General features: G+C 60.5%; 28 protein-coding genes and 1 tRNA gene. 20 read left to right on the forward strand and 9 right to left on the reverse strand.

All coding sequences use genetic code 11. The features are described from left to right. From IAE77_RS04985 to IAE77_RS04995, 3 genes are all read left to right on the forward strand, one after another. Nucleotides 1–474 (forward strand): PIN domain-containing protein (locus tag IAE77_RS04985; RefSeq protein ID WP_294222745.1); only part of this gene is annotated, 474 nt, incomplete at its 5' end. 37 nt (nucleotides 475–511) lie between these two features. Beyond that, on the forward strand, nucleotides 512–694 hold the full coding sequence (locus tag IAE77_RS04990; RefSeq protein WP_294222749.1) for a hypothetical protein: 183 nt from the start codon (nucleotides 512–514) through the stop codon (nucleotides 692–694). A gap of 17 nt (nucleotides 695–711) precedes the next feature. After that, nucleotides 712–984: a hypothetical protein gene (locus IAE77_RS04995; RefSeq protein WP_294222751.1), complete on the forward strand. Its 273-nt coding sequence runs from the start codon at nucleotides 712–714 to the stop codon at nucleotides 982–984. A 172-nt stretch (nucleotides 985–1,156) separates the two neighbouring features. Here IAE77_RS04995 and IAE77_RS05000 read toward each other — a convergent pair whose 3' ends face one another. Then, a complete protein-coding gene (locus tag IAE77_RS05000; RefSeq protein ID WP_294222754.1) occupies nucleotides 1,157–2,956 on the reverse strand; it encodes a DUF1998 domain-containing protein in 1,800 nt (599 codons plus the stop codon). Next, entirely contained in the window at nucleotides 2,953–3,258 is a 306-nt protein-coding gene (locus IAE77_RS05005; RefSeq protein WP_294222758.1) for a hypothetical protein, read from the reverse strand. Before IAE77_RS05005 ends, IAE77_RS05000 begins: the two co-directional genes overlap by 4 nt. Before the next feature lie 37 nt (nucleotides 3,259–3,295). Here IAE77_RS05005 and rtcA point away from each other — a divergent pair, with 37 nt between their 5' ends. Then, nucleotides 3,296–4,336 (forward strand): RNA 3'-terminal phosphate cyclase, encoded by a 1,041-nt coding sequence (gene rtcA / locus IAE77_RS05010; protein WP_294222761.1) that lies wholly within the window; start codon nucleotides 3,296–3,298, stop codon nucleotides 4,334–4,336. A gap of 6 nt (nucleotides 4,337–4,342) precedes the next feature. Here rtcA and hemL read toward each other — a convergent pair whose 3' ends face one another. Next, nucleotides 4,343–5,629 carry a glutamate-1-semialdehyde 2,1-aminomutase gene (gene hemL, locus IAE77_RS05015; RefSeq protein ID WP_294222763.1) on the reverse strand — a complete coding sequence of 429 codons (1,287 nt, stop codon included), beginning with the start codon at nucleotides 5,627–5,629 and terminating at the stop codon, nucleotides 4,343–4,345. 139 nt (nucleotides 5,630–5,768) lie between these two features. Here hemL and IAE77_RS05020 point away from each other — a divergent pair, with 139 nt between their 5' ends. Then, on the forward strand, nucleotides 5,769–6,491 hold the full coding sequence (locus IAE77_RS05020) for a hypothetical protein (RefSeq protein WP_294222765.1): 723 nt from the start codon (nucleotides 5,769–5,771) through the stop codon (nucleotides 6,489–6,491). Here IAE77_RS05020 and gluQRS read toward each other — a convergent pair whose 3' ends face one another. Next, nucleotides 6,492–7,322, reverse strand: a complete 831-nt coding sequence (gene gluQRS / locus IAE77_RS05025; protein WP_294222770.1) for a tRNA glutamyl-Q(34) synthetase GluQRS — start codon at nucleotides 7,320–7,322, stop codon at nucleotides 6,492–6,494. Between the two features lie 11 nt (nucleotides 7,323–7,333). Next, nucleotides 7,334–8,098, reverse strand: a complete 765-nt coding sequence (locus IAE77_RS05030) for a hypothetical protein (RefSeq protein ID WP_294222772.1) — start codon at nucleotides 8,096–8,098, stop codon at nucleotides 7,334–7,336. 39 nt (nucleotides 8,099–8,137) lie between these two features. On the opposite strand from IAE77_RS05030, the gene IAE77_RS05035 reads away from it, so the two are divergent. Together IAE77_RS05035 and IAE77_RS05040 are read left to right on the forward strand one after the other, a co-directional pair. Further along, nucleotides 8,138–8,893 (forward strand): Nif3-like dinuclear metal center hexameric protein, encoded by a 756-nt coding sequence (locus tag IAE77_RS05035; protein WP_294222775.1) that lies wholly within the window; start codon nucleotides 8,138–8,140, stop codon nucleotides 8,891–8,893. A gap of 3 nt (nucleotides 8,894–8,896) precedes the next feature. Continuing rightward, nucleotides 8,897–9,523, forward strand: a complete 627-nt coding sequence (locus IAE77_RS05040; RefSeq protein ID WP_294222777.1) for a DNA-3-methyladenine glycosylase — start codon at nucleotides 8,897–8,899, stop codon at nucleotides 9,521–9,523. Here IAE77_RS05040 and IAE77_RS05045 read toward each other — a convergent pair. Next, nucleotides 9,498–9,728 carry a hypothetical protein gene (locus IAE77_RS05045; protein WP_294222780.1) on the reverse strand — a complete coding sequence of 77 codons (231 nt, stop codon included), beginning with the start codon at nucleotides 9,726–9,728 and terminating at the stop codon, nucleotides 9,498–9,500. The genes IAE77_RS05040 and IAE77_RS05045 overlap by 26 nt on opposite strands. Before the next feature lie 116 nt (nucleotides 9,729–9,844). Between IAE77_RS05045 and IAE77_RS05050 the strand changes: the two genes are divergently transcribed. Then, nucleotides 9,845–9,934: transfer RNA gene (locus tag IAE77_RS05050), tRNA-Ser, on the forward strand. Nucleotides 9,935–10,084: 150 nt separating this feature from the next. Here IAE77_RS05050 and IAE77_RS05055 read toward each other — a convergent pair. Next, nucleotides 10,085–10,414 (reverse strand): hypothetical protein, encoded by a 330-nt coding sequence (locus IAE77_RS05055; RefSeq protein ID WP_294222783.1) that lies wholly within the window; start codon nucleotides 10,412–10,414, stop codon nucleotides 10,085–10,087. A gap of 79 nt (nucleotides 10,415–10,493) precedes the next feature. Here IAE77_RS05055 and IAE77_RS05060 point away from each other — a divergent pair, with 79 nt between their 5' ends. The 11 genes from IAE77_RS05060 (at nucleotide 10,494) to IAE77_RS05110 (ending at nucleotide 19,543) form a co-directional block, all read left to right on the forward strand. Then, complete coding sequence (locus IAE77_RS05060; RefSeq protein WP_294222786.1) at nucleotides 10,494–11,579, forward strand: mannose-1-phosphate guanylyltransferase; 1,086 nt, start codon at nucleotides 10,494–10,496, stop codon at nucleotides 11,577–11,579. A 24-nt stretch (nucleotides 11,580–11,603) separates the two neighbouring features. Next, the gene (gene ruvX / locus IAE77_RS05065; protein ID WP_294222788.1) at nucleotides 11,604–12,095 is read left to right on the forward strand and encodes a Holliday junction resolvase RuvX; all 492 of its coding nucleotides are present in this window, start codon (nucleotides 11,604–11,606) and stop codon (nucleotides 12,093–12,095) included. Then, nucleotides 12,070–12,903, forward strand: coding sequence for a tRNA pseudouridine(38-40) synthase TruA (gene truA, locus IAE77_RS05070; RefSeq protein ID WP_294222791.1), 834 nt, complete (start codon nucleotides 12,070–12,072; stop codon nucleotides 12,901–12,903). The genes ruvX and truA overlap by 26 nt, the downstream gene beginning before the upstream one ends. Nucleotides 12,904–13,002: 99 nt before the next feature. Continuing rightward, on the forward strand, nucleotides 13,003–13,245 hold the full coding sequence (locus tag IAE77_RS05075) for a DUF350 domain-containing protein (RefSeq protein WP_294222794.1): 243 nt from the start codon (nucleotides 13,003–13,005) through the stop codon (nucleotides 13,243–13,245). A 38-nt stretch (nucleotides 13,246–13,283) separates the two neighbouring features. After that, nucleotides 13,284–13,844: a hypothetical protein gene (locus IAE77_RS05080; RefSeq protein ID WP_294222796.1), complete on the forward strand. Its 561-nt coding sequence runs from the start codon at nucleotides 13,284–13,286 to the stop codon at nucleotides 13,842–13,844. Between the two features lie 7 nt (nucleotides 13,845–13,851). Beyond that, nucleotides 13,852–14,970 (forward strand): glutathionylspermidine synthase family protein, encoded by a 1,119-nt coding sequence (locus tag IAE77_RS05085; protein ID WP_294222799.1) that lies wholly within the window; start codon nucleotides 13,852–13,854, stop codon nucleotides 14,968–14,970. A 72-nt stretch (nucleotides 14,971–15,042) separates the two neighbouring features. Continuing rightward, nucleotides 15,043–16,656, forward strand: coding sequence for a peptide chain release factor 3 (locus tag IAE77_RS05090; RefSeq protein ID WP_294222801.1), 1,614 nt, complete (start codon nucleotides 15,043–15,045; stop codon nucleotides 16,654–16,656). After that, the gene (locus tag IAE77_RS05095) at nucleotides 16,653–17,336 is read left to right on the forward strand and encodes an SDR family oxidoreductase (protein ID WP_294222803.1); all 684 of its coding nucleotides are present in this window, start codon (nucleotides 16,653–16,655) and stop codon (nucleotides 17,334–17,336) included. Before IAE77_RS05090 ends, IAE77_RS05095 begins: the two co-directional genes overlap by 4 nt. Before the next feature lie 41 nt (nucleotides 17,337–17,377). Then, nucleotides 17,378–18,028 (forward strand): phosphopantothenoylcysteine decarboxylase, encoded by a 651-nt coding sequence (locus IAE77_RS05100; protein ID WP_294222805.1) that lies wholly within the window; start codon nucleotides 17,378–17,380, stop codon nucleotides 18,026–18,028. After that, entirely contained in the window at nucleotides 18,025–18,783 is a 759-nt protein-coding gene (locus IAE77_RS05105; RefSeq protein WP_294222808.1) for an inositol monophosphatase family protein, read from the forward strand. The genes IAE77_RS05100 and IAE77_RS05105 overlap by 4 nt, the downstream gene beginning before the upstream one ends. Before the next feature lie 4 nt (nucleotides 18,784–18,787). Beyond that, nucleotides 18,788–19,543 carry an ABC transporter ATP-binding protein gene (locus IAE77_RS05110; RefSeq protein WP_294222810.1) on the forward strand — a complete coding sequence of 252 codons (756 nt, stop codon included), beginning with the start codon at nucleotides 18,788–18,790 and terminating at the stop codon, nucleotides 19,541–19,543. Between the two features lie 25 nt (nucleotides 19,544–19,568). Here the strand turns inward: IAE77_RS05110 and IAE77_RS05115 are convergent, their stop codons facing one another. Then, complete coding sequence (locus IAE77_RS05115) at nucleotides 19,569–20,162, reverse strand: hypothetical protein (RefSeq protein ID WP_294222813.1); 594 nt, start codon at nucleotides 20,160–20,162, stop codon at nucleotides 19,569–19,571. A gap of 140 nt (nucleotides 20,163–20,302) precedes the next feature. On the opposite strand from IAE77_RS05115, the gene IAE77_RS05120 reads away from it, so the two are divergent. Continuing rightward, the gene (locus IAE77_RS05120; RefSeq protein WP_294222816.1) at nucleotides 20,303–21,100 is read left to right on the forward strand and encodes an ABC transporter permease; all 798 of its coding nucleotides are present in this window, start codon (nucleotides 20,303–20,305) and stop codon (nucleotides 21,098–21,100) included. A 67-nt stretch (nucleotides 21,101–21,167) separates the two neighbouring features. Here IAE77_RS05120 and IAE77_RS05125 read toward each other — a convergent pair whose 3' ends face one another. Then, nucleotides 21,168–22,175, reverse strand: a complete 1,008-nt coding sequence (locus IAE77_RS05125; protein WP_294222820.1) for a Gfo/Idh/MocA family oxidoreductase — start codon at nucleotides 22,173–22,175, stop codon at nucleotides 21,168–21,170. Between the last annotated feature and the right edge of the window lie 33 nt (nucleotides 22,176–22,208).

The raw sequence follows: 22,208 nt of genomic DNA on the forward strand, positions 1-22,208 counted from the left end.
TGGCCGGCCGTCTCGACCTGCAAATCCCTTCAGCTTTTACCCACCCAGCATAGCGAAGCGCCCTTCTTTGACACCAGCGTGCTGCTGAACTCCCCACTCAAAGAGCCGGGAACAAAGGCAAGTGATGAATGCATCTGCCTGTGTGGCGATGGCATCCATGAAGGCTGGATCGCCTGGCACTCGCTCTCGAACATCCACTATGTGGTTCGCAACCGGACCAAATCGACAACTTACGCGATCAGAACGGTCACCGAATTGCTCGAATGGGCCAAAGTCGCCGAAACCACAAAGTCTGACGCCAACAGAGCCATCGCTTATGGCATGACTGACTTCGAAGACGCACTCCAACTCGTCGCCGCAGAGGCCTGTGGTGCCGACGTGCTCATCACCCGCAACACCAAGGACTTCAAAGCCAGCGCCATCTCCGTGATGACACCCGAGGAATTTCTGGCGGCGTATCCGACGCAGCCCTGAACTTGCGAACCTAGCCGACACCCAATAGCATTCCAACATGTCAGCCGGACTTGCCAGCATTGAGGAGATTTGCCACGCCGACCGCGAGCGTCTGGCACGGATGGTTCGCGAGCAACCGACGGTGACTCGCGAGGCATGGGACGAGCAGGTGAAGCTGTTTGAAAAGGTCGGGCTTCCAACGAATTTCGGACGCTGCGGTCGATTGACGCTCTGGCCGTAGTTCCTTATTTTGAAACCATGAACGCAACCGCCAACCCTTTCATCGATCTGCCCGCTGATCTGTCGGAGAAGGCCCGTGCGGTGCCGGGGCTGCAGGATCGCTTACTTCGCTTCATCAAGATGGAGGTGGCGATGAACGAACGCCGTCAGCAGCGCCACAGCCCGGAGGCACTGGCTTTGGTGAAAAGAGCACGGGCGCTGGCTGAGAAGCGAAAGGCTGCTGGCATCGACCGCGCCGAAGGCATGAAGGCTTTTGAGCGGAACTTTTCTGAGATCACCGAAGCCCTGTAACCTATTTTCCGTGTCGTGCTGAGTCAGCCGATTTTCCTCGGCAAACCGGCCACGAGACAGGAAATCGCGGACTTCATGCTGGAGCGTCGTTTCGTGCTTCATCGGACGAGATTTGGAGATGCTTGGTCTCGGTGTGAGGACGATAAAGCGTGCGTGGGCTGGCATCAGGAACTCATTTCATCAAGAGCGCCTTAAAGGCATCAGCAGCCCCGCATGGATCAAGCGCCTCCAGACAGTCCGCTGTCAGAAGGCGTTTCATGGCGATATGATGCCTCAGCTTCATGTCCTCGACATCGGGTGCCAGCAGATGGTGGGCTTCTTTCAGCCATGTCGAGGCTTTGTCTTCACGAGACAGTTCGAGCAGATGGCCAGAACCTCCAGCCAGTGCGTCATAGAGCACGATGGAACGATAAAGCCCCGTGGCATGATCTGGCACGGGATCCAAGTATCGAATCTCCCGTGGGTCGAGTCCGAGCATTTGACAGCCGGAGAGGCGCAGTGCTTGGCCGATGGTGCGCAAGACGACCTCGTTGGAACCGGAAAGATGGCTGGGAAGGGTGATACTCAGCAAATTGGTGATCTGACGGGCCGCAAAATAGCGTTCTCTCCAGGCATCTCCACCGCACGGACGTTTTTGCTGACCCTTTGTCTCCTTCTTGGCGAATACTGAACGGTGAGTTGAGTATTCGGTTGGATGCCTGTTATAATCTGGATGCCCTCTGGGACGTTCGCTGGCAGAGAACCCGCACCTTTGGCAGACAGCATAACCAGTGCCGTTTGCCCCACCGTTCAGGACCAAGATTTCACCACGATCTTTATATTCAGCCATGACTCCTGAAAGACTCCCAAAGAGACTTCCCAGATTCTCGATATTCTGAGGTGTCTCGAATGCACGGGTGTGGACAGTGACTACTCCGACACGCTCCGGTTCATCATTCTCCGTTGGCTCCTGCCAGCGAGCAGTGACAAACCCGTGTTTTGGGAAGATCATACAACCAATTTCACCCTTCATTCCAGACGGCATTTGGGGTGGCTGGTCGGTGGTGCTGTAGTCGAAATAGTTTCCTGCGCGAACAAACCTTCCATGCAAACCCAGTGTATTGTCGTTTAGCCAGCTTTTCAGAATGCCCTGAGAAGTCAGCACCTTGCCACCGACCACAATTTTTGATTCTGGAACGTATTCTCGCAGGGCAAGAATGGAGTCCCGCTGAAGCCGAGCGGAGGATTCCTCAGCTCCCCTGAAATACGTGTTTGTTTCACCCAAAACTTGAAGCTTGGTGAGACCGATGGGGAAGCCGTAGCGTGGCAAAATGCCGCTGTCCCCCAGTGTCTCGATGACCGTTTTGCTCCAGTAAAAATTGAGTTGTTGCCATATGGCGTTGGCTTTTGAGCGCTCATTGGCATTCGTTCTATCTATGCTGTTCCATGTCTCCAGCAGCGATTTGTAGTCCTGCTTCCACTCTTCCACGCCATCCTGGAATTTCTTCCTGCAAAATCCCACAAAGTTGGGCCACTCGGCTTCATCCGATTGACCGTTTGTCTTGTCTAAAAGTTGGCCGATGCTCCTTCTACATTCATCATTAGTCGAAGCCCATTGGAGAAAGCGGTCGAAGAGATTTTCGATTGAATCTTGGATGCCAGCGCTTGCCCAAGGTTGTTCTTGCCTCATCTGATGCAGAATCGGTGCTTGGAGCGGTGGCTTGATCGACACGGCCTTTTGCCATACCCCCGCCATTTCTACACCGCAAAATCCTCCCATTTTACCATAGGCTGTCATCGCACCGGCTTTCGCGCCAGGTGTCCAAAGCTGGCGGAAAAACTCTCCGAGAAGCCAAGCTTGGGCATGGCGTTGGCACAGCAGCTTCCGGTCGAGGAAGACAGTGGGCGGGCGGAACGGCTGGGTCAGATAAGCATCGAACTCCAGGAAATGCTGGCGCTCATATGGATTGCTTCGGGTAAAGAAGAGTCTCATGGAGCTTCTTTGAAAATTTCATCCGAGGGAATGCAGAGCACATGCTTCTTGAAGAGATATTCGAAGCGCGGGTCCGCATCAAACTCCTCCTGGGTCGGCATCGTCAAGGCCCCGCGCACCGAATCAATGTATCGACGGGCAGCATTTCCGCTCTTGGACACCGTGGAAGGCTGCTTTTCTAACTCAGCCTCCACCGTCACATGCATCTTCCCAGCTTTGAAAAAGCCACGAAACGGCGTGCCGTCCCGCAGAGGGATGTCGGGTATGCCGGTGATGGGAAGCTCAAAGGTGATCGCGCTCATAACATTTGCATTCTAAACTCCCACCCGAAAACCCGCAATGCCTGAATCCCTCACGAAAAACACCTCAATCCTCTCCATCTCCGGCGAATCCGGCGGCGGGCAGTTGCTGCGGTCTTCGTTGTCGCTGGCGCTGGTCACCGGGCGGGCGTTTCGCATGACGAACATCCGTGGGAAGCGACCGAAGCCCGGGCTGATGCGTCAGCACCTCACCTGCGTGAAAGCGGCGGCGGAAGTCTGCGGCGCGGAGGTCGAAGGAGCCGAAATGGGCTCCACGGAGCTCGTTTTCACGCCCGGCAAGATCGCGGCGGGCGACTACCGCTTTGCCATCGGCTCCGGTGGCAGCACCACGCTCGTGTTGCAGACCCTTTTGCCCGCGTTGCTTCATGCCGAAGCCTCCAGCACGCTGCGCATCGAAGGCGGCACGCACAACCCGATGGCTCCGCCCTTTGAATTCATCGAGCAATGCTTCCTGCCCGTGCTCTGGAGCATGGGAGTCGATGCCACGGTCACGCTGGAGCGTCCCGGCTTCATGCAGGCCGGCGGCGGCGTGCTCACGGCTCAAATCACGCCGATCAAAAAGTGGAAGAAGCTCAAGCTCACCGATCGCGGCGAGTTTGTGGAGACTTTTGGCCGCGTCCTGCACGCGCATTTGCCGGGCGAGATCGCGAAACGCGAGATCATCACCGCATCGAAGCTGCTCGAGTGGCCTGAAAACCACATCGACCTTCGTTACGCGAACGACAGCATCGGCCCAGGCAACGCGATCATGCTCGGCGCCCGTTTCGCGAACATCTGCGAGATCACCGCAGGCATCGCGCAGCTTGGAAGATCGGCCGAATCCGTGGCGATTAGCGCGGCGAAGAGTTTGCGTGGTTACCTGGCCTCGCCAGCGCCAGTGGGCACCCATCTGGCGGATCAGTTGCTGCTGCCCATGGCCCTCGCGGGCGGCGGTGTGTTTCACACGCTGGCCATCACGGATCACACGCGCACGAACATCGCTCTCATCGAGCAGTTTTTGCCCGTGAAGTTCGAGGTGGATGAGGTCGGGCCGGGCGTAAGATCCGTGCGTCTGGATTAACGCTCCTCAAAGCGCTGCCAGCGCCGCGGCGGCGACTTCGGCGGTCTGGTCGAGGTCCACTTTGCTGTGGGCCATGCTGATGAAGCCGGTTTCGAACTGGCTTGGCGCGAAGTACACGCCGTTGTCGAGGCAGTGGTGGAAGAATTTGCGGAAGGCGGCCAGATCGCTGGTTTTGGCGTCCTGCAGGCTGTGAACGTCTTTCTCGGTGAAGAAGAGGCAGAACATGCTGCCCTTGCGATACCACTTGTAGCCGAGGCCCTTCTTCTTGAGCACGTCGAGCACGGCGTCTTCCATGGTTTGGCCGAGATTTTCGAGCAACGAGTAGCCGCCGAGTCTTTCGATCTCGCGGAGCTGCGCGAGACCGGCGGCGAGCGCCACCGGATTGCCGCTCAAGGTGCCCGCCTGATACACCGGGCCGATCGGCGCGAGGTAATCCATGACATCCGCACGTCCGCCGAACGCACCGACGGGCAAACCGCCGCCGATGACCTTGCCGAGGCAGGTCAGGTCCGGCGTGATGCCCTCCAGCTCCTGCACGCCGCCTTTGGCGAGGCGGAAGCCGGTCATGACTTCGTCGAAAATGAGCAGCGCGCCGTGTTTGGCGGTGATTTCGCGCAGTTTGGCCAAAAAGCCCGGTTTGGGCAAAATGAGGCCCGCATTGGCCGGATACGGCTCCACAATCACGCAGGCGATTTCGGGGCCTTTTTGCTCAAAAAGCTCCTCCAGGGCCGCTTCGTCGTTGAAAGGCAGCACGCTGGTCAAAGCCGCGAAATCCTTCGGTACACCCGCGCTGTCTGGATTGCCATGCGTGAGCGCCCCGCTGCCCGCAGCGACCAAAAGACTGTCGCTGTGGCCGTGGTAGCACCCGTCGAACTTCACCAGGCGATCACGCTTCGTGAATCCGCGTGCGAGGCGGATGGCACTCATCGTGGCCTCCGTGCCGCTGCTGACCATTCGCACTTTTTGGATGCTCGGCACCCATTCGCAGATCGTTTTGGCCATTTCGACCTCGTAGATGTTGGGGATGCCAAAGCTGACGCCTTCTTTTGCCGCACGATGAATCGCCTCGATGACCGGAATCGGCGCATGGCCGAGGATCGCCGGGCCCCAGGTGCCCACGTAGTCGATCATGCAGCGATCATCCACGTCGTAGATGCGGCAGCCTTTGGCCCGCTTCACGAAAAACGGATCGCCTCCGACATTGCGGAAGGCGCGCACGGGCGAATTCACGCCGCCGGGGATGTACTGCTTGGCGAGATCGAAGAGCTTGGTGGAAAGAGGTCCGTTGGGCATGGCTGGGAATGACTGAATCAGAATGACGAATGTCGAATGAAGCGGGCAGGGATACGCGAAAGCCTTGAGCCGTCGAACAAAAGGTTGCCGTGGGGCGTCGGAGTCGGGTATTCTCAACTCCGAACCCCAAGCGCACCCCATGAAAGCGATCCGTTTGATCCTCCTCACCTTGTTTGTGACTCAAGCGGCCCAGGCGCAGGTGGTCACTCCCTCTCCCCGGAACAAATCCTCCCTCCAGACTCTGGATCCGGGCACCTTTTCCGTGGAAGGCATGACGCCGAAGCCTGTCGTGGTCAAAGTGCAGTTGGAGGCACCGGTTTATCCCAGCAGCAAGCTCCAGGGAGCCCTGGGTTCCTTCGCACCTGGAACCTTGGTCATGCTGATCGCCATGTCGGACACGGCCTACCGTGTTCGTGGCCGTGCCCGCCACGGGGATGTCGCAGGCTGGGTCCGCCAGACCGATGTCATTTCGCCTGATCCGAATCTGGCCACCAACCTCAAAAAGCTCCATGAGCGCACGGCGAAGGTCGAGGAACTCATCCAGAACCATCAGGTGGCTCTCGGAATGACGAGTCAGGAGGTGCAGGCGTCGCTTGGCAAGCCCTCCCGCACCAGCGCGAAGGTCAATGCGCAGGGCAAGGAGGAAAAGCTCGAGTTCAGCATCTATGATCGCGTGCCGCAGACCACCACGGGCCGCGATGCCTTCGGCAATCTGGTGCAGACGGTGGTTTATGTGAAGGTCGAGGTCGGCACCCTGGGCGTCAGTTTCAAAGATGGCGTCGTGTCCGAGATCGAGGAGACGAAGGGGAACCCGCTCGGCGGAGGTGGCGTGCAAATCGTGCCCCCACCGTTCGTGTTTTGATCAAAGCAGCGCCTGTTTCACCTGTGCTGGCGGCCAGCCTGCCGCACGCAGGCTGCGCAAGGAGCGGGCATCATCGCGTTTGGCGAGACGTTTGCCGCTTTCGTCGGTGATGAGGCGATGGTGATGCCATTCCGGCACCGGGAGCCCCAATAGCGCCTGCAACAGACGGTGCAGGTGCGTGGCTTCGAGCAGATCTTCGCCCCGTGTCACCAGCGTGATGCCCTGCAATGCGTCGTCGACCACGACGGCGAGATGATAGCTGGCCGGCGTGTCTTTGCGTGCGAGCACCACATCGCCAAACACACCAGGCTGCGCCTTGAAACGGCCGCGACCGCGATCCTGCCAGACGAGCTCGTCGCTGATCAAAGACGTCGCCTTGGCCACATCCAGCCGCAACGCATACGCCTCGCCTGCTGCGATGTGTTCCGAGCGTTCGTCAGCACTCCGATTTCGACATGTGCCCGGATACAACGGCCCGTCCGGTCCCTGCGGCGCGTTTCCAGCCCTTGCGATCTCCTCCTGGATTTCCCGTCGCGTGCAGAAGCACGGATACAACACGCCCTGGGCCTCCAGCGTTGCCAAAGCTGCGCGATAGTCGTCGAAGTGATCGCTTTGACGGCGCACGGGAGTTTCCCAGGTCAAACCCAGCCAGGCCAGATCCTCGAAGATCGCCTGCTCATACTCCGGCCGCGCCCGAGTGCCGTCGATGTCCTCCAGGCGGATCAAAAACCGGCCACCCCCGGCTTTTTCGTGGGCAAACAGCGCCGCATACGCATGCCCCAGATGCAGCCATCCGGTGGGGCTGGGAGCGAAACGGGTGACTTCAGGCATGCGTGACAGGTTCAGGCGGCGCGCACCTTCGCCACGACATCGCCGTTGTCGAATTTCCCGCGCATGACCTGCTGATAGACATGCAAATCAGGCCGGATCATGCCGTGCGTGAGCCCGCATTTGACCTTTGTCACCGCCAGTCCCGGTGATTCATGCCAACCGCCGCGGGACAGGTTGGCCGCCGGGGCTTGCAGATAAAGTGTGTGGTCAAAGTGCTCCTTCGCATGCACCTCACCGTCGTGGATGTGCAGCGTGGGAAAGAAGACGGTGCCGCTCAAGGCGCTTGGGAACGAAAACGCCATGGGATGCACCTGGGCGTTGCCGGGTTTCAATTTGAAAACTGCGAAGCCGAAATCCGCATAACCCGGCAACTTCGCCCACACGCCCTCCGGCAGCCGGAACCGGGCATCAAGCCGGCTGAAGTCGGCGATGGTCGGCACAAAGCTGGCATCGTAGGCCCCGACGGAGACGACTTTGAGCGAATAGGGGGCGTCCGCAGGTGCAGCGCCGAAGGGATCGGCCGGGCCGCCTCGCGAGACCGGCGGCGGAAACATTTCCCACAGATCCGAGAACACGTTCTCATACTTGGAGAAGTCGAAAAACTTCACCGCATCTTCGGCGGTTCCTTCTTTGACCGGGATGGGCAGGACCATCGCGAGATCAGCATCGGCTTTCAGGGACATCTGGTAAATGATGACCTGATTCCCATGCTCACCCAGCCGCGCAAAGATGCGCGTGTTTTTGACCTCCTCGACTTTTCCTGTGAAGCAGCACATGGTGCGGATGCTATCAAACCGACTCCATCAACGTCCAGCATGAATCTCGCCGACCTCGTACGCTACCTCGACACCGAACTGCGCATCGCGGAGATCCCCGATTACCCGAACGCCTACAACGGCCTGCAGCTCGAAAACGCGGCCGGGAAGGTGACGCGCATCGTCGCCGCCGTGGATGCGACGCTGCCGGTGATGCACAAGGCAGTCGCAGCACGTGCGGATTTGCTCATCGTGCATCACGGCATGTTCTGGAACACCGCGCAGCCTTGGACCGGCCCGGTATTTCAGAAGATGAAGCTCGCCATCGAGGCCGGGCTGGCCGTTTACAGTTGCCATCTGCCGCTCGATTTTCATCCCACGCTCGGAAACGACGCCGGTGTGGCCCGTGCGCTCAGTTTGGAGCCCTGCGGCACGTTCATGAAGACCAAAGGCACCGACAATGGCGCCCGCATCGAGACCGAAATCGATCGTGACGAGCTGGTGAAGCGACTCCACGCCGCCACCGGTTCGCGCGTGCATGTTTGCGCCGCTGGTCCCTCGATCTGCCGCAGAATTGGCATCATGACCGGTGGTGCAGGCAGTGAAGTGGCCACCGTGGCAAAAAACGGCATCGACACTTTCATCACCGGTGAAGGGCCGCACTGGAGTTACACGCTGGCGGAGGAGCTCGGCATCAACCTCATCTACGGCGGCCACTACGCCACGGAGACCTTCGGCGTGAAGGCGCTCTCTGCCCACATCGAGGCCAAGTTCGGCATTCCGTGGGAGTTTGTCGATCACCCGACCGGATTGTGAGCCATGAGCTGGTTGAAACGCGATTTCTTCGAGCGTGACGTTCTCGACGTGGCGCATGATCTCGTCGGCGTCGAACTCGTCTGGAAAGGCTGCTCGGGCATCATCATCGAAACCGAGGCCTACGCGGTCGAGGACGATCCTGCCTGCCACACCGCCTCACGACCGACCGCACGGGAGTTTGTGCGCTCCAAGCCGCCCGGAACGGCCTACGTGTATTTCAATTACGGCATGTACTGGCTCTTCAACCTGCTCGTCAAAGGTGGAGCACGCGACGGACTGATCCTCATCCGTGCTTTGGAGCCGAAACGCGGCATCGAGGCCATGCAGCAGCGACGTCAGCGTGAAAAACTTCACGAACTGTGCTCAGGACCGGGAAAACTGGCTATGGCGCTCGGCATCACCGGCGCTGACCATGGGACGATCCTGTCTGGGCGAGGCCGCCCGGCGGACTGTGGTCTGCGCACGGTGAAAGACGCTTCAACTCACGATGTCGTGACGGACATACGCGTCGGCATCAGCCAGGCGGTGGATTATCCGTGGCGGTTTTTGTCCCGCCACAGTCCGCATCTCAGCGTGAAACACGGGAAGGTGAAACTGCCGGTCGTCACATCACGCCGCCGCCCATCATGAGGCGCACCAAGGCCACGATGCCGACGGCGATGTTGATCGTGAGACCGATCTTCCGTTCAGGGAACACGCCAAAGATGATGCCGACCACGCAGAACACGAGGACCGGCCACTGAATCGCTCCCAGCAGCGGGATGATGCCGATCACCATGCAAAGGGCGGCAAACAGACCGATCAAGACCGAGAGGAGCTGGCAGATGGTTTTCATAGCGGGGCCAAAAACCGCGAGACGGCCCTGAACTCAACTGGAAATGCATGACCTCATTGTAAGCCCGCCTTGCATTCGTCGCCGGACGCGGTACTCTCCGGCCCGCTGAATGACAAGGAGAGGTGGCTGAGTGGTTGAAGGCACCTGACTCGAAATCAGACGTTGTCGAAAGGCAACCGAGGGTTCGAATCCCTCCCTCTCCGCCATTCTTCGCCGACGATAGGAGGCGAAGAATGCCCTCCGTAGCTCGAAGAGCGAAGCAGGGGCCACCCTCATCGCCCGGCTACGAACGGCACGCCATTGCACAGAACGCGACTCCGTCCGAACCAGACCGTCGGTACAGCCTCCAAAACCATTCAGCGCGTCACACCCGGAAACGAGTCCGGGGCATCCAGTGAATAGAACTCGCTCGATTCAGCATCCGGCATGCCGTGGCTGCGGATGCCTTCCAGACGACGGCGGCTGCCGCGTTCGCTGCCGGGGCGGTTGGCGGTGCGTTGCACAAATTCGGCGATGACCGGGGCCGCGATGGCCGTGCTGGCGGCCAGAAGCGTGAGGGCGATCACATTCGACGAGCCGCGGCGCATGCCACGCCCAAACAGGATCCCGAGGGCGCAACCAGCGGCGGCTGGTGCGATCAGGGAGGCGTAGGACTCGTAGCTGGGGGCGGAGGACTTGTCTTGCATGAATCACCATAGTCGCACAGCTCAATTCACCAAAGAGGAATTTGCCCGTTTCCCGCTTTCCAGCTAAGAAAGCCAAGTTATGCCCAAATCCGCCGCATCTCCCACCCGCTACGCGCTCATTCTTGCCGGAGGCAGTGGTCAGCGCTTCTGGCCGATCAGCCGTGACGCACAGCCAAAGCAGCTCTTGAAGCTCTTTGGCGACAAGACACTCCTGGAGCTCACCATTGATCGATTGGAGGGCCTTGTGCCCAAGAAGAACATCCTGATTCTCACCAACAAGCAGCAGGAGGCCAGCGTCCGCGCCATCATCAAGGACCTGCCGCCCGAAAACATCGTGGCCGAGCCTGAGAAACGCGATACTGCTCCTGCCATTGCTCTCGCTGTCGGCTGGGTCGTCGCCCGTGATCCGATGGCCACGATGATCGTGCTGCCGGCCGACCATTTGATCCAAAACAAAGCCGAATTCCAGCGCGTGCTGACGAATGCCGCCATCGCCGCCGAAAACAGCGGCAACCTCGTCACCGTGGGCATCAAACCAACCTGGCCATGCCCCAGCTACGGCTATGTGGAGCGCGGCCGGAAGGCCAGCATCGGCGGCCTGAACGATTTGTCGGCCTGGGAAGTCGTCCGCTTCCGCGAAAAGCCGAACCCCGACCTCGCCGAGCATTTCATCGCGCAGGGCAACTTCCTCTGGAACGCCGGCATGTTCATCTGGACGATCCCGGCCATTTTCAGCGAACTCAGCCGCCACTGTCCGGTGCTCGCCGACTTCGTCTCCGAACTGCGGGGTTCCAAGGACTTCAACGCCACCGTGGCGAAGCAATTCGGCAAGCTGCCGAAGCTTTCCATCGACTACGCGCTCATGGAAAAAGCCTCCCGGGTGCTGAACATCGAATCCACCTTCGATTGGGACGATGTGGGCAACTGGACCAGCGTCGGCCGTTATCTCAACACCGATGGCGACGGCAACCAGTTCAACTGCGCCTTTTCGCAGCAGGATGCCTCGAACAACATCGTCTTCACCCAGACCGGCCAGCACGTGGCGCTCATCGGCGTGCAGGATCTTATTGTCGTCGCCGCCAAGGATGGACTGCTCGTGACCGACCGCGCCCGCGCAGAGACGATCAAGAAGCTCGTCGATGGCCTCCCGCAGGAGCTGCGTTGATCCGTTTCCTCACCTTTTTCAATCATGCCGCGCATTCTCGCCATTGATCACGGCACGGTGCGCATCGGACTCGCACTGAGCGACGAGATGGAGATCGTCGCCAATCCGCTCAAGACGATCGACGCGCATCATGAGCCCGAGCGCACCATCGCCCGCATCGTGCGTGAGAAGCACATCGGGCGGATCGTCATCGGCATGCCTTACCACATGAGCGGCGAGAAAGGTGGCGCGGCCGAACGTGTCGAAAAATTCGCCACCAGCCTCGGCAAGGAGCTGCAGCACTCGATTCCCATCGATTTCGTCGATGAACGGCTCTCTTCCGTCGAAGCCGAGGCCTCGCTGTCGCGTTCCGGCGTCACGAACAAGCGGGAACGCAACGCCATCGTGGACCAGCTCGCCGCCGTGGTGATCCTGCAGGAGTATTTGAACCAGCAGCGCGGTCCGGCGGGCTTTCTGCTGCCGGACGAATCCTACGAACTCGATTGGAGCGATGAGCCGAAGCGACGTCGAAAGTAAGGCCGGCCTGCGCCACGGTCCCGCGCCGGGCTGGAAGCGGCTGCGGCTCACCATCGCTTATTGTGGCACGCCGTGGAAAGGCTGGCAGAGCCAGGACGGCGGCGGCGGTGTGCAGGATGAAATCAATGCCACCATCAAAAAGGCCACCGGCATCGTGACCCAGGTGCAGGGCAGCGGCCGCACCGATGCCGGCGTGCATGCGCTGGCGCAGGTCGCACACGGTGATGTGCCTGACACCGTGCGCATGAACGGTGATGCGTGGGTGAACGCGCTGAATGCCTGCCTGCCGCTCACGATTCGTGTCCTGCAGGTCGAGGACGCTTCTACGCAGTTCCACGCACGCTTTGATGCCGCTGGGAAAGTGTATCGCTACCGCATCTGGCGGCCGCGCATGCTCTCGCCTTTCGAGGCGGACCGCGCATGGCACGTGTACGGCCCGCTCGACATGGACGCGCTCCGCTGGTGCTGCGAAAGACTTGTCGGCACGCACAATTTCATCCGGCTGAGCGCCAATCGCGGCGACATGCCCGAAACCGAACGCCGCATGCTGCCGGACAAAACCACGCGCACCATCCACCGCGCGGAAGTGCGCGAGGAAGGCGACGTTTTGGAGTTCGAATTCGAGGGCGACGGCTTTCTCTACAAAATGGTGCGCCTCATCGTCGGCAGCCTGATCCACGTGGCGCGCAAACGTGAGCCGAAGGAGTGGTTCGCGAGCTTGCTGAATGATCCCACGGGCCGGCAGAGCAATCAGACTGCCCCTGCCTGTGGTTTGTATCTCGTGCGGGTGAAGTATCCGGCCACGTGACGCGGAGAAAATCTGCGCGGAGCTGTAATTTGGCTTTTCTCCGCCCTCTCCAGTCTCCTACGCTCCATCGCCCTCGTGGCTCAATCATCTCAATCCCGCATGTCACTCCTCTCACAACCTCTCCTCGCCGAATACTCGATCTCCCATGGCCTTGTCTTGTTCGCCGTCTTCGGGCTGGCAGGCATTCTCATGGCGATCATCGGTTACAAGCTTTTCGACAAACTGACCCCTGGAGACCTCCATGCGGAGATCTTTGAGAAGAAGAACATCGCCGCCGCGATTCTCGCTGGCAGTGTGATCATCGGCGTGTCGTTGATCCTCGCGGCCGCCATGAACGGCTGATTCAACCCGCGCAGACGATGAAACGGAGCAAGGTTGTCATGCTGACACTCGCGGGTGTCAGCCTCAGTGTCACCGGTTGCCATCGCGAACCGGAGCGGGTGAATCTGCACAGCACGCCGGTGCTGCCGCCGGAGTCCCTCAGCCCTGCCGCACGGGCCAGTTTGCCTGTTTATCGGCCAGGAAGTGATGTCTCGCGCACGCTTCCGCCGCACAATGCCTATGATCCGCAGCTCGGCTACTACCACGAGCCTTGCGCCGCCTGGTTTCCTTACCCCTACGACCACTACGACTCGCGTTGGGGCTACTATCGCTGCGGGCGGTGGTCACGCTATCACAGCACGCAGGCTTATTCGCCTTCCTCGATCTACTTCCGTGGTGGCAACAGTCTTTTCGGCAGCAGCATGCCCCTCGGTGGCGGAACTGGGGCCAGACCGGACCCGAATGTGCCGCGTTCGGGTGATTACGGCCTGCAACCATCGGGAGCGCCGATTCACAACGGCGTCCAGCATGGCAACGCCACCCGAACCATCTCATCCGTGACGAGCCGTGGCGGCTTCGGCACCACCGGCCGTTCATCGGGGTTCTTTTCAGGCTCCTGATCTCATCGTGCAACGCGTCACCGAAAACCCTCGTGCCGACTGGCAGTCGCAGGTGGAGGCCCTCGGCCTGAGCTACCATACCATCGACGGTCAGCTCTATTGGGACGAATCCGCCCACTATCGCTTTTCCAGCAGCGAAATCGCGAAACTCGAAAGCGCCACGGCCGAACTGCAGCGCATGAGCATCGCCGCGGCCGAACGTGCCATCCGCGATGGCTGGCGGGACCGCCTCGCCATCTCGGAAGCGGCATGGAGGGAGATCATCCAGTCCTGGGAGCGCGATGATCTTTCGCTCTACGGCCGCTTTGACCTCATGTGGGATGGATCTGGCGACCCCAAGCTGCTCGAATACAACGCCGACACCCCCACCGGCCTGCTCGAAGCCTCCGTCATCCAGTGGCAGTGGCTGCTGCAGGTGCATCCACAGTCGGATCAGTTCAATTCCATCCACGAGCAGCTGCTCGCCTCCTGGCCGTCATGGCCGGCCAAACAAATCCATTTCTGCGCCCAACGCGATGCCGAAGAGGACTGGCGCACACTGCTTTATCTGATGGATACCTGTCGTCAGGCGGGCAAGAGCACGGTGGACTTCGCGGTGGAGGATCTCGGCTGGCATGCGGGATGGCATCGATTTGTCGATCATGAAGACCGGGCCATCGAGTGCCTCTTCAAGCTCTATCCGTGGGAGTGGATGTGGGCGGAGGACTTCGCCTGTCATCTGCCCGGTCGGTGCAGCCGCTTCATCGAGCCCGTTTGGAAGATGCTCTGGAGCAACAAGGCCTTCCTCGTCCTGCTGTGGGAGATGTTCGATGGTCACCCGAATCTCCTTCGCGCCAGTTTCTCCGCGGATGGATTCAGAAGCGGCCACGTCGAAAAGCCGTTCTTTGGCCGCGAGGGCACGAATGTGCGCATCGTCGAAAACAGCGGCTTGGTGGAGCAAAGCGACGGCCCCTGGGCTTCACAACCCAAGGTCTATCAGGCGCTCCATCCCGAGGTAACCTTCGACGGCAACCACCCCGTCATCGGCTCCTGGATCATCGGCGGCGAGCCAGCGGGCATCGGCATTCGCGAAGACGCCTCACGCATCACCGCCAACAGCAGCCGCTTTGTGCCGCATCGGTTCTAAACTGAATGGATCGGAATTCTGGTTTCGTCATTTGAACCCCCCCTCCCCCTGAGGCATGAACATCGCCCTCTCATGCCCAACGAAGCCCAAATCGCCCGCCGCCGCTCCTTCGCGATCATCTCGCACCCGGACGCCGGTAAAACGACGCTCACCGAAAAGCTCCTGCTCTACGGCGGCGCCGTCGCGCTCGCGGGCTCCGTGACCGCTCGCAAAAATCAGCGGGCGACGACCTCCGACTGGATGGAGCTCGAAAAGCAGCGCGGCATTTCCGTGAGCTCCACCGTGCTGCAGTTTGAATACAAGGACAGCATCGTGAACCTGCTCGACACACCGGGCCACAAGGACTTCTCCGAGGACACCTACCGCGTGCTCACCGCTGTGGATGCCGCGATCATGGTGATCGATGCCGGTAAAGGTATCGAGGCGCAGACGCGGAAGCTCTTCGAGGTCTGCCGCCGCCGCGGCGTGCCGATCTTCACCTTCATGAACAAGCTCGACCGGCCTGCCCGCGAGCCTTTGACGCTGCTCGACGAGCTGGAAACAGTGCTCGGCATCGGCGCCTGCGCCATCAACTGGCCGCTCGGCCTCGGCCAGCAGTTCCGCGGTGTCTATGACCGCATCAGCAAGGATGTGCACCTCTTTGAACGCACCGCCCACGGTGCCTACCGCGCCCCCGAAAAGGTCGGCGGACTCGATGACGACTTTGTCGCCAAACACATCGCCAGTGATGCGCTGGAGCAGGCAAAGATGGAGATCGAGATGCTCGAAGGAGCCGGCCATGCCTACGACCGCAAAAAGATCGACCGTGGCGAGCTCACGCCGGTGTTTTTCGGCAGTGCCAGCAACAACTTTGGCGTCCAGTTGCTCCTAGATGGCTTCCTCGACCTCGCGCCGCCACCCGCACCGCGCATGGCCGTGGGCGACCGCATCATCGAGCCGACTCAGGAAGCCTTTTCCGGCTTCGTTTTCAAAATCCAGGCCAATATGGACCCGCGTCATCGCGACCGCATGAGCTTCATCCGCATCGTCAGCGGCAAATTCGAGCGTGACATGCAGGCCGTGCACACGCGTACCGGCAAAACCGTGCGCCTCGCCAACTCGCAGAAGCTTTTCGCGCAGGATCGCGAGACCGTGAACGAGTCCTACGCTGGCGACGTCGTCGGCATTGTCGGCAATTATGGCTTCGGCATCGGCGACACGCTCTCCACCGATCCGAAGATCAAATTCGACGAGATCCCCCGCTTCGCGCCCGAAGTCTTCGCCTACCTGCACAACCCCAGCACCGCGCACTACAAACGCTTCCGCGAAGGCCTGGAGCAGCTCCTCAGCGAGGGTGTGGTGCAGCAATTCATCCAGCCGCACGCCGGCCAACGCGTGCCGCTGCTTGGCGCTGTGGGTCCGCTGCAGTTCGAAGTCGTGCAATACCGCCTCGAAAGCGAATACAACGCGCAGAGCCGTCTCGAAAACGCCCCTTACACCGTTCTGCGCTGGGTCCGCACGAAGGACGGCAGCAGCATCGAGGAGTTCGACATCCCGAGCGGTGTCACCACGGCGCAAGACGCCGAAAACCGCTGGGTCGTCTTCTTCAGCGACCAGTGGGCCATCAACTACTTCGAGCGCCGCAATCCGAATGCCGAGTTGTCGGAGATTCCGTGGGATGAGGTGAAAGAAGAGACGCCTTCATGAAAACCGTCGTCATCACCGGCTGCACGCGTGGACTTGGTCGCGCCATGGTTCCGCTGTTTGCGGAGGCAGGATGGCGGATCGCCGGTTGCGGGCGGAACGGGGCTCACGTGGCCGAGGTGGGCCGCCAGTTCACGAAGCCGCACTTTTTCAGCGTGTGCGATGTTTCGCGTGAAAACGACGTCGCGGGCTTCTGTGCGGCGATTCTGGAGCAATTTGGCCCGCCGGACCTCGTGTTGAACAATGCGGCGATCATCAACGCGAATGCGCCGCTGTGGGAGACGAGCGCGGAGGACTTCAGCCGCATCGTGGACATCAACATCAAAGGTCCGGCCGCCATGATGCGCCATTTGCTGCCTGCGATGCTGAAACGCGGCGGTGGTGTGATCGTGAACTTCTCCTCCGGCTGGGGACGCTGCACGGCGGCCGATGTCGCGCCATATTGCGCGACGAAGTATGCCATCGAGGGCCTCAGCATGGCCACGGCGCAGGATACCGGTGGCAGGGTGGCTGTCATTCCGATGAATCCGGGCATCATCGACACCGACATGCTCCGCAGCACCTTCGGTGGAGGTGCGGGCGGTTTTCCAGACGCCGATGACTGGGCCAGGCGCGCAGTGCCCTTCTTCATGAAGCTCGGTCCCAAGGACAACGGCAGGCCCATGACCGTGCCCGGCGGCTGACTGCCGCTTGACCATTCATCCCAGACTCTGGACTCTCCGCGATGCGCTTCCTCATCACCGCCGGCCCGACGCGCGAGCCGATTGATCCGGTACGGTTCCTGTCGAACCGCTCCTCCGGCCGCATGGGTTACGCGCTGGCCGAGGCGGCACGCGACGCCGGGCACGAGGTGGTGCTCATTTCCGGCCCGGTGACGATTCCCGCACCTCCAGGCATCACTTTGATCCGCGTCGAAACTGCACGCGAGATGTTCAATGCGGTGCAAAGTCACCTGAATGGCTGCGATGCGGCCATTTTCAGCGCTGCGGTGGCCGATTACCGCCCCGTGCAGATGGCGGGGCAGAAAATGAAAAAGTCCGCTGAGCGCCTCACGCTCGAACTCGAACGCACGGAGGACATTCTCGGCTCAGCTCGGGCCAAACTCGGCTTTTCGGGCTTCCTGGTCGGTTTTGCGGCGGAGACGGAGAACCTGATCGCACACGCACAGGAGAAGCTGGAGCACAAAGGCTGTGACATGATCGTTGCGAACGATGTGTCGCAGGCGGGCATCGGGTTTGACAGTGCGGAAAACGAAGTCACCCTCTGCCTCCCCGGCGGCCGGACGGTCCCCATCCCCAGGCAGTCCAAAGCCGCGCTCGCGCGCGTATTGATCGCGCAAATCACCCAGTTATCAGCCCCTCAAGCCTCCCAGTGAACGAACTCCTCGCCACCGCCACCGAAGCCGCGCACGCCGCGGGCAAGATGATCAAAGAAAACTTCGGCTCAGAGCTGACGGTGAACGAAATGCAGCGCCACGACATCAAGCTGGAGCTCGATGTGCGCAGCCAGAAGCTCATCACCGACATGATCCTGGCCCGCTTTCCCGATCATGCGATCCTCGGCGAGGAAGGCGGCGAAACGGGTGGCAATGGCGATGTCGAATGGATCGTCGATCCGATCGATGGCACGGTGAATTTCTTCTTCGGCATCCCGCATTACTGCGTCTCCATCGCCGCACGGAAGCGTGAGTCGAAGGAGCTGCTCATCGGCGTCATCTTTGACCCGAACCAGAACGAAACCTGGACCGTCGTGCGTGGTGAGAAGCCAAAGCTGAATGGCAAGACGGTTTCCGTGAGTGATCGCGCCACGATGCCCGAAGCGGTCGTCACCGTGGGCTTCTCGAAGAGCAAGGAGGCGCTCGATCTTGGTTTCGAGCGCTACAAGCGCATCGCCTACGAGGTGCGCAAGACGCGCATGCTCGGCAGCGCCGCGCTCGCCATGGCCTACATCGCGTGCGGACGTCTTGATGCTTATGTCGAGGAGCAGATCAGCCTGTGGGACATCGCCGCAGGCCAGCTCATGATCGAGGAAGGCGGCGGCCAGACGATGCTGCGCCCGAGCACGACGAAGCCCGGTACGATGTTCATCTGCGCCTGGAACGGCAAGCTGCCCATCCAGGACTACCTCTGATCGCATGTCCGCCCCCGACACCCGCGAAGTCATTCTCGAAGCCCGTGAACTCACGCGTGAGTTCGATGGCGTGAAGGCACTCGATGCGTTCAGCTTCAAACTGCATCGTGGCGAGGTGCTGGGCCTGCTCGGTGCGAATGGCGCCGGCAAAACCACCGCGATGAACTGCCTGCTCGGCCTCACGCTGCCGACTTCGGGTGAGTTGAATGCCTTCGGCATGTCATTGCATGAGCACCGCATCGACATCCTGCGGCGCTCGAACTTTTCCTCCGCCTACACCGCACTGCCGGGAAACCTGCTCGTGGGGCAGAACCTGCTCGTTTTTGCCAAGATCTACGGTGTGCCCGATCCGAAGAAGAAGATCGCCGAGCTGATGGACCTTCTCGAAATCTCGCACCTGCAAAAGCGCGTCACCGGCCAGCTCTCCGCCGGCGAATCCACGCGGGTGAACCTCGTCAAAGCCTTCCTCAACGACCCCGAGCTGCTGATGCTCGACGAGCCGACCGCCTCGCTCGATCCTGACATCGCGGACAAGGTGCGCAAAGTCGTGCGCAAGGTGCAGCGCGAGCGTAACATCGGCATCCTCTACACCTCCCACAACATGCGGGACATCGAGGAGGTCTGCGACCGTGTCATCTTCCTGCACAAGGGCAAGATCGTGTGCGAAGGCACGCCTGCGGACATCGTCTCGCGCTCCAGCGGCAGCACGCTGGAGGATGTGTTCATCAAGATCGCCCGTGACGGTGAGATCGTGGACTGACGGATAAGTCAGCCAGCCGGGCTGGTCACTTCACCGGCAGCTTCGTCGCCAGCATTTCTTGCGTGAGCACAAAGCCGATGCAGTACCAACTGTTCAGTTGCCGAGGCGTCTTCACCCAGTCGCTTCCGTTCGCATCTGCGGAGATCATGCCCAGTTTCGCGCGTTCGGTCTCTCCGTTCCCATCCGGCTTTGCCAGATCGGGATTCTCCAGGCTGGCCTGGAGCATGGTGGCGGTGATTTTGCGCGGATCGACGGGCTTGGTGATGATCCGCCAGTGCTGCTTTTTGACCGGAATCTGCCCGCCCTTTTTCTCCAGGTCGATCGCCGCCGATATGGCGCGATAGACATAAGGCGAATGCACGTGCAGCACGATCACATCGCCAGCCGCGAAGGTTTTCTCCGGCACCTTCACCCGGAAATGCTGATCAGCATCCGCCTTGTCGCGCAGCGAGATTTTCCGGCCGTTGTGATACACGTTCAGCTCGCCCTTCACCTGCAGCAGGAGGTTGCCGTTGACGGTGTCGGCAGCCAGTCCTGAGGCGGCTGCCAGCAGAGTGATGAAGCCGGCGAACAACCAGGCCGGACAGGCGGGGCGATTGAGAATGCGTGAGTGATGCATGGGAGGTGGAAAGGCTTCACGAAGGCTAGTGAGTCGGCTTCCGCGTTTCAAGCTCCGAATCCACGGGGGGCGTTTCCGGCCCGGGCCGCTGATGAGAGGTTGATGGCGGCGGCTCTCTGTTCATGCTCAACGCCACCCCCATGAATTTCAATGTCATCAGCGCTCTCGTCATGCGCTACCTGTTCCTGTATCAACGGACACCCATGCGTCTGGTCGAACTCGTGTTCTGGCCGCTCGTCGATCTCGTCATCTGGGGGAACGTCACCGTCTTCATCCAGGACAACAGCGATGAAAAGTTCGCCTCCTTCGTGCTCTTCTTCCTGGGGGCGATGATTCTCTGGGATGTTCTTTTCCGCGCCCAGCAAGGCGTGGCGATCTCGTTTCTGGAAGACGTGTGGACGCGCAACCTGCTGAATGTCTTCGTCGCCCCGGTGCGCACCATCGAATACCTGTCCGCCACCTACGTGGTCGGCTTTCTCCGCATCCTGGTGACGTTTGTCGTCATGGGCCTCGTGTCGTGGCTGGGCTACAAGTTCAATGTCTTCCAGCTCAACTGGTGGCTGCTGCCCTTCTTCGTGAACCTGATGATCTTCGGCTGGTCGCTCGGCATGATCTCCACGGCGCTCATCCTGCGCTGGGGTCAGGCGGCCGAATCGCTGGCCTGGGCGGTGCCGTTCTTCATCCAGCCATTCGTCGCCGTGTTTTATCCAGTGGCAAACATGCCCGCGTGGTCGCAGCCCTTCGCCTGGTTCTTCCCAGCCACGCCCATCTTTGAAGGCATGCGTCAGGTCATGGCCACCGGAACCACGAGTTGGAGCCTGCTGGGCCTCTCCTTCGGCCTGAATGTGGTTTATCTGACACTCGCCGGCCTGCTGTTCGGGCGTGTGCTCAACCTCACGCGCAAACGCGGCCTGCTGACGAAGTTCGCGACGCAGTAAGCAGCCTTGTTGCCGTGCAACAAGGCAGCCTGTTCCACAGGAACAGGCCAACTTGGCGCCGGCCGGCCTACTTCCAAACACCCGACGCACGCAGCACCGTCTCATGAACGGCGATGTCATGCGCCGCGTCCCAGGCGAGCTTCTTTTCACCCCGCACCACTTTGGCAAGATCCATGAACTCGCCTGCATACCGATCCTTCGGCACGTCGAGCTGGATCGACTGCGTGCCCTTCTTGTAGGCTCCACACGCCTTCGTGAGTGACAGATTCACCTTCCCGCTCTCCAGCGGCACGATTTCGAAGGTTCCCTCGGTTCCGGTCACATTGAAACGCCGCCGCAGACCGCCAAACGGATCCGTATGATTGCAGCGAATCACCGCAGTCGCCTTCGCGTATTGCAGCACGGCCATTTGATTGTCCTTCACGCCATCGTCCTGGGTTGGCGTTGAAAAGCCGGTCACAGACGCCGGTTTGCCCATGATCGTGAGCGTCGCGTCGATGATGTGGCAGGCGAGCTCAAACATCCCTCCGCCTTCGAGCTTACGAATCGCCCCACGCGTGCTGCCGTTCGCCAGTTTTCCCATTGCTGCATCGATTTCAGTGATCTCGCCGAGCCAGCCTTCACGCACGGCTTGGAAAAGCAGTTCAAACGCTGGGTTGTAGCGCAGCATGTAGCCCATCTGCACCGTGAGGCCTCGTTTTTCGGCCTCAATTCGCATCGACTTGAACTCGTCATGCTTCAGCGCGCCTGGTTTGTCCAGATGCACATGCTTGCCCGCCTGAATGCAACGCAACGCGGTCGCGCAGGAGTCTTCGACACGCGTTTCCACCGCCACCGCCTTCAAGCCGGGCGTTCCCAGCAGTTGCTCCTCCGTCAGCAACGGCACGCCGTCGTATGCTTTGTCCTTCGCGGCCACGCCAACGACCTCCCACAAGTCGGTCAGCGAACGCATCGCCGCCATCTTTCCCGCCGCATGCGCATGCTCCGTGCCGATCTGGCCGATTCGCAGTCGTGATGGTGCACTGGCGGCGAAAGCGGTCGAACCACAAGCGAGGAGGAAGGTGCGTCGTTTCATGAGATGAGGTGAAACGAGCCTGCGGCCATTTTC

Origin of the sequence: Prosthecobacter sp., from assembly GCF_014879935.1 — a bacterium.
In the GTDB taxonomy this organism is placed as follows: Bacteria; Verrucomicrobiota; Verrucomicrobiia; order Verrucomicrobiales; family Verrucomicrobiaceae; genus Prosthecobacter.

Bases quoted from the DNA above. Each gene is read 5' to 3' on its own strand.
- rtcA (WP_294222761.1), top strand. From the start codon at position 3,296: ATGCCTGAATCCCTCACGAAAAACACCTCAATCCTCTCCATCTCCGGC.
- IAE77_RS05075 (WP_294222794.1), top strand. From the start codon at position 13,003: ATGTCACTCCTCTCACAACCTCTCCTCGCCGAATACTCGATCTCCCAT.
- hemL (WP_294222763.1), bottom strand. From the start codon at position 5,629: ATGCCCAACGGACCTCTTTCCACCAAGCTCTTCGATCTCGCCAAGCAG.
- IAE77_RS05005 (WP_294222758.1), bottom strand. From the start codon at position 3,258: ATGAGCGCGATCACCTTTGAGCTTCCCATCACCGGCATACCCGACATC.
- IAE77_RS05110 (WP_294222810.1), top strand. From the start codon at position 18,788: ATGTCCGCCCCCGACACCCGCGAAGTCATTCTCGAAGCCCGTGAACTC.
- IAE77_RS04990 (WP_294222749.1), top strand. From the start codon at position 512: ATGTCAGCCGGACTTGCCAGCATTGAGGAGATTTGCCACGCCGACCGC.
- IAE77_RS05120 (WP_294222816.1), top strand. From the start codon at position 20,303: ATGAATTTCAATGTCATCAGCGCTCTCGTCATGCGCTACCTGTTCCTG.
- IAE77_RS05035 (WP_294222775.1), top strand. From the start codon at position 8,138: ATGAATCTCGCCGACCTCGTACGCTACCTCGACACCGAACTGCGCATC.
- IAE77_RS05125 (WP_294222820.1), bottom strand. From the start codon at position 22,175: ATGAAACGACGCACCTTCCTCCTCGCTTGTGGTTCGACCGCTTTCGCC.
- IAE77_RS04995 (WP_294222751.1), top strand. From the start codon at position 712: ATGAACGCAACCGCCAACCCTTTCATCGATCTGCCCGCTGATCTGTCG.
- IAE77_RS05055 (WP_294222783.1), bottom strand. From the start codon at position 10,414: ATGCAAGACAAGTCCTCCGCCCCCAGCTACGAGTCCTACGCCTCCCTG.
- IAE77_RS05080 (WP_294222796.1), top strand. From the start codon at position 13,284: ATGCTGACACTCGCGGGTGTCAGCCTCAGTGTCACCGGTTGCCATCGC.
- ruvX (WP_294222788.1), top strand. From the start codon at position 11,604: ATGCCGCGCATTCTCGCCATTGATCACGGCACGGTGCGCATCGGACTC.
- IAE77_RS05040 (WP_294222777.1), top strand. From the start codon at position 8,897: ATGAGCTGGTTGAAACGCGATTTCTTCGAGCGTGACGTTCTCGACGTG.
- IAE77_RS05100 (WP_294222805.1), top strand. From the start codon at position 17,378: ATGCGCTTCCTCATCACCGCCGGCCCGACGCGCGAGCCGATTGATCCG.
- IAE77_RS05060 (WP_294222786.1), top strand. From the start codon at position 10,494: ATGCCCAAATCCGCCGCATCTCCCACCCGCTACGCGCTCATTCTTGCC.
- truA (WP_294222791.1), top strand. From the start codon at position 12,070: ATGAGCCGAAGCGACGTCGAAAGTAAGGCCGGCCTGCGCCACGGTCCC.
- IAE77_RS05045 (WP_294222780.1), bottom strand. From the start codon at position 9,728: ATGAAAACCATCTGCCAGCTCCTCTCGGTCTTGATCGGTCTGTTTGCC.
- IAE77_RS05115 (WP_294222813.1), bottom strand. From the start codon at position 20,162: ATGCATCACTCACGCATTCTCAATCGCCCCGCCTGTCCGGCCTGGTTG.
- IAE77_RS05020 (WP_294222765.1), top strand. From the start codon at position 5,769: ATGAAAGCGATCCGTTTGATCCTCCTCACCTTGTTTGTGACTCAAGCG.
- IAE77_RS05000 (WP_294222754.1), bottom strand. From the start codon at position 2,956: ATGAGACTCTTCTTTACCCGAAGCAATCCATATGAGCGCCAGCATTTC.
- IAE77_RS05030 (WP_294222772.1), bottom strand. From the start codon at position 8,098: ATGTGCTGCTTCACAGGAAAAGTCGAGGAGGTCAAAAACACGCGCATC.
- IAE77_RS05090 (WP_294222801.1), top strand. From the start codon at position 15,043: ATGCCCAACGAAGCCCAAATCGCCCGCCGCCGCTCCTTCGCGATCATC.
- IAE77_RS05095 (WP_294222803.1), top strand. From the start codon at position 16,653: ATGAAAACCGTCGTCATCACCGGCTGCACGCGTGGACTTGGTCGCGCC.
- gluQRS (WP_294222770.1), bottom strand. From the start codon at position 7,322: ATGCCTGAAGTCACCCGTTTCGCTCCCAGCCCCACCGGATGGCTGCAT.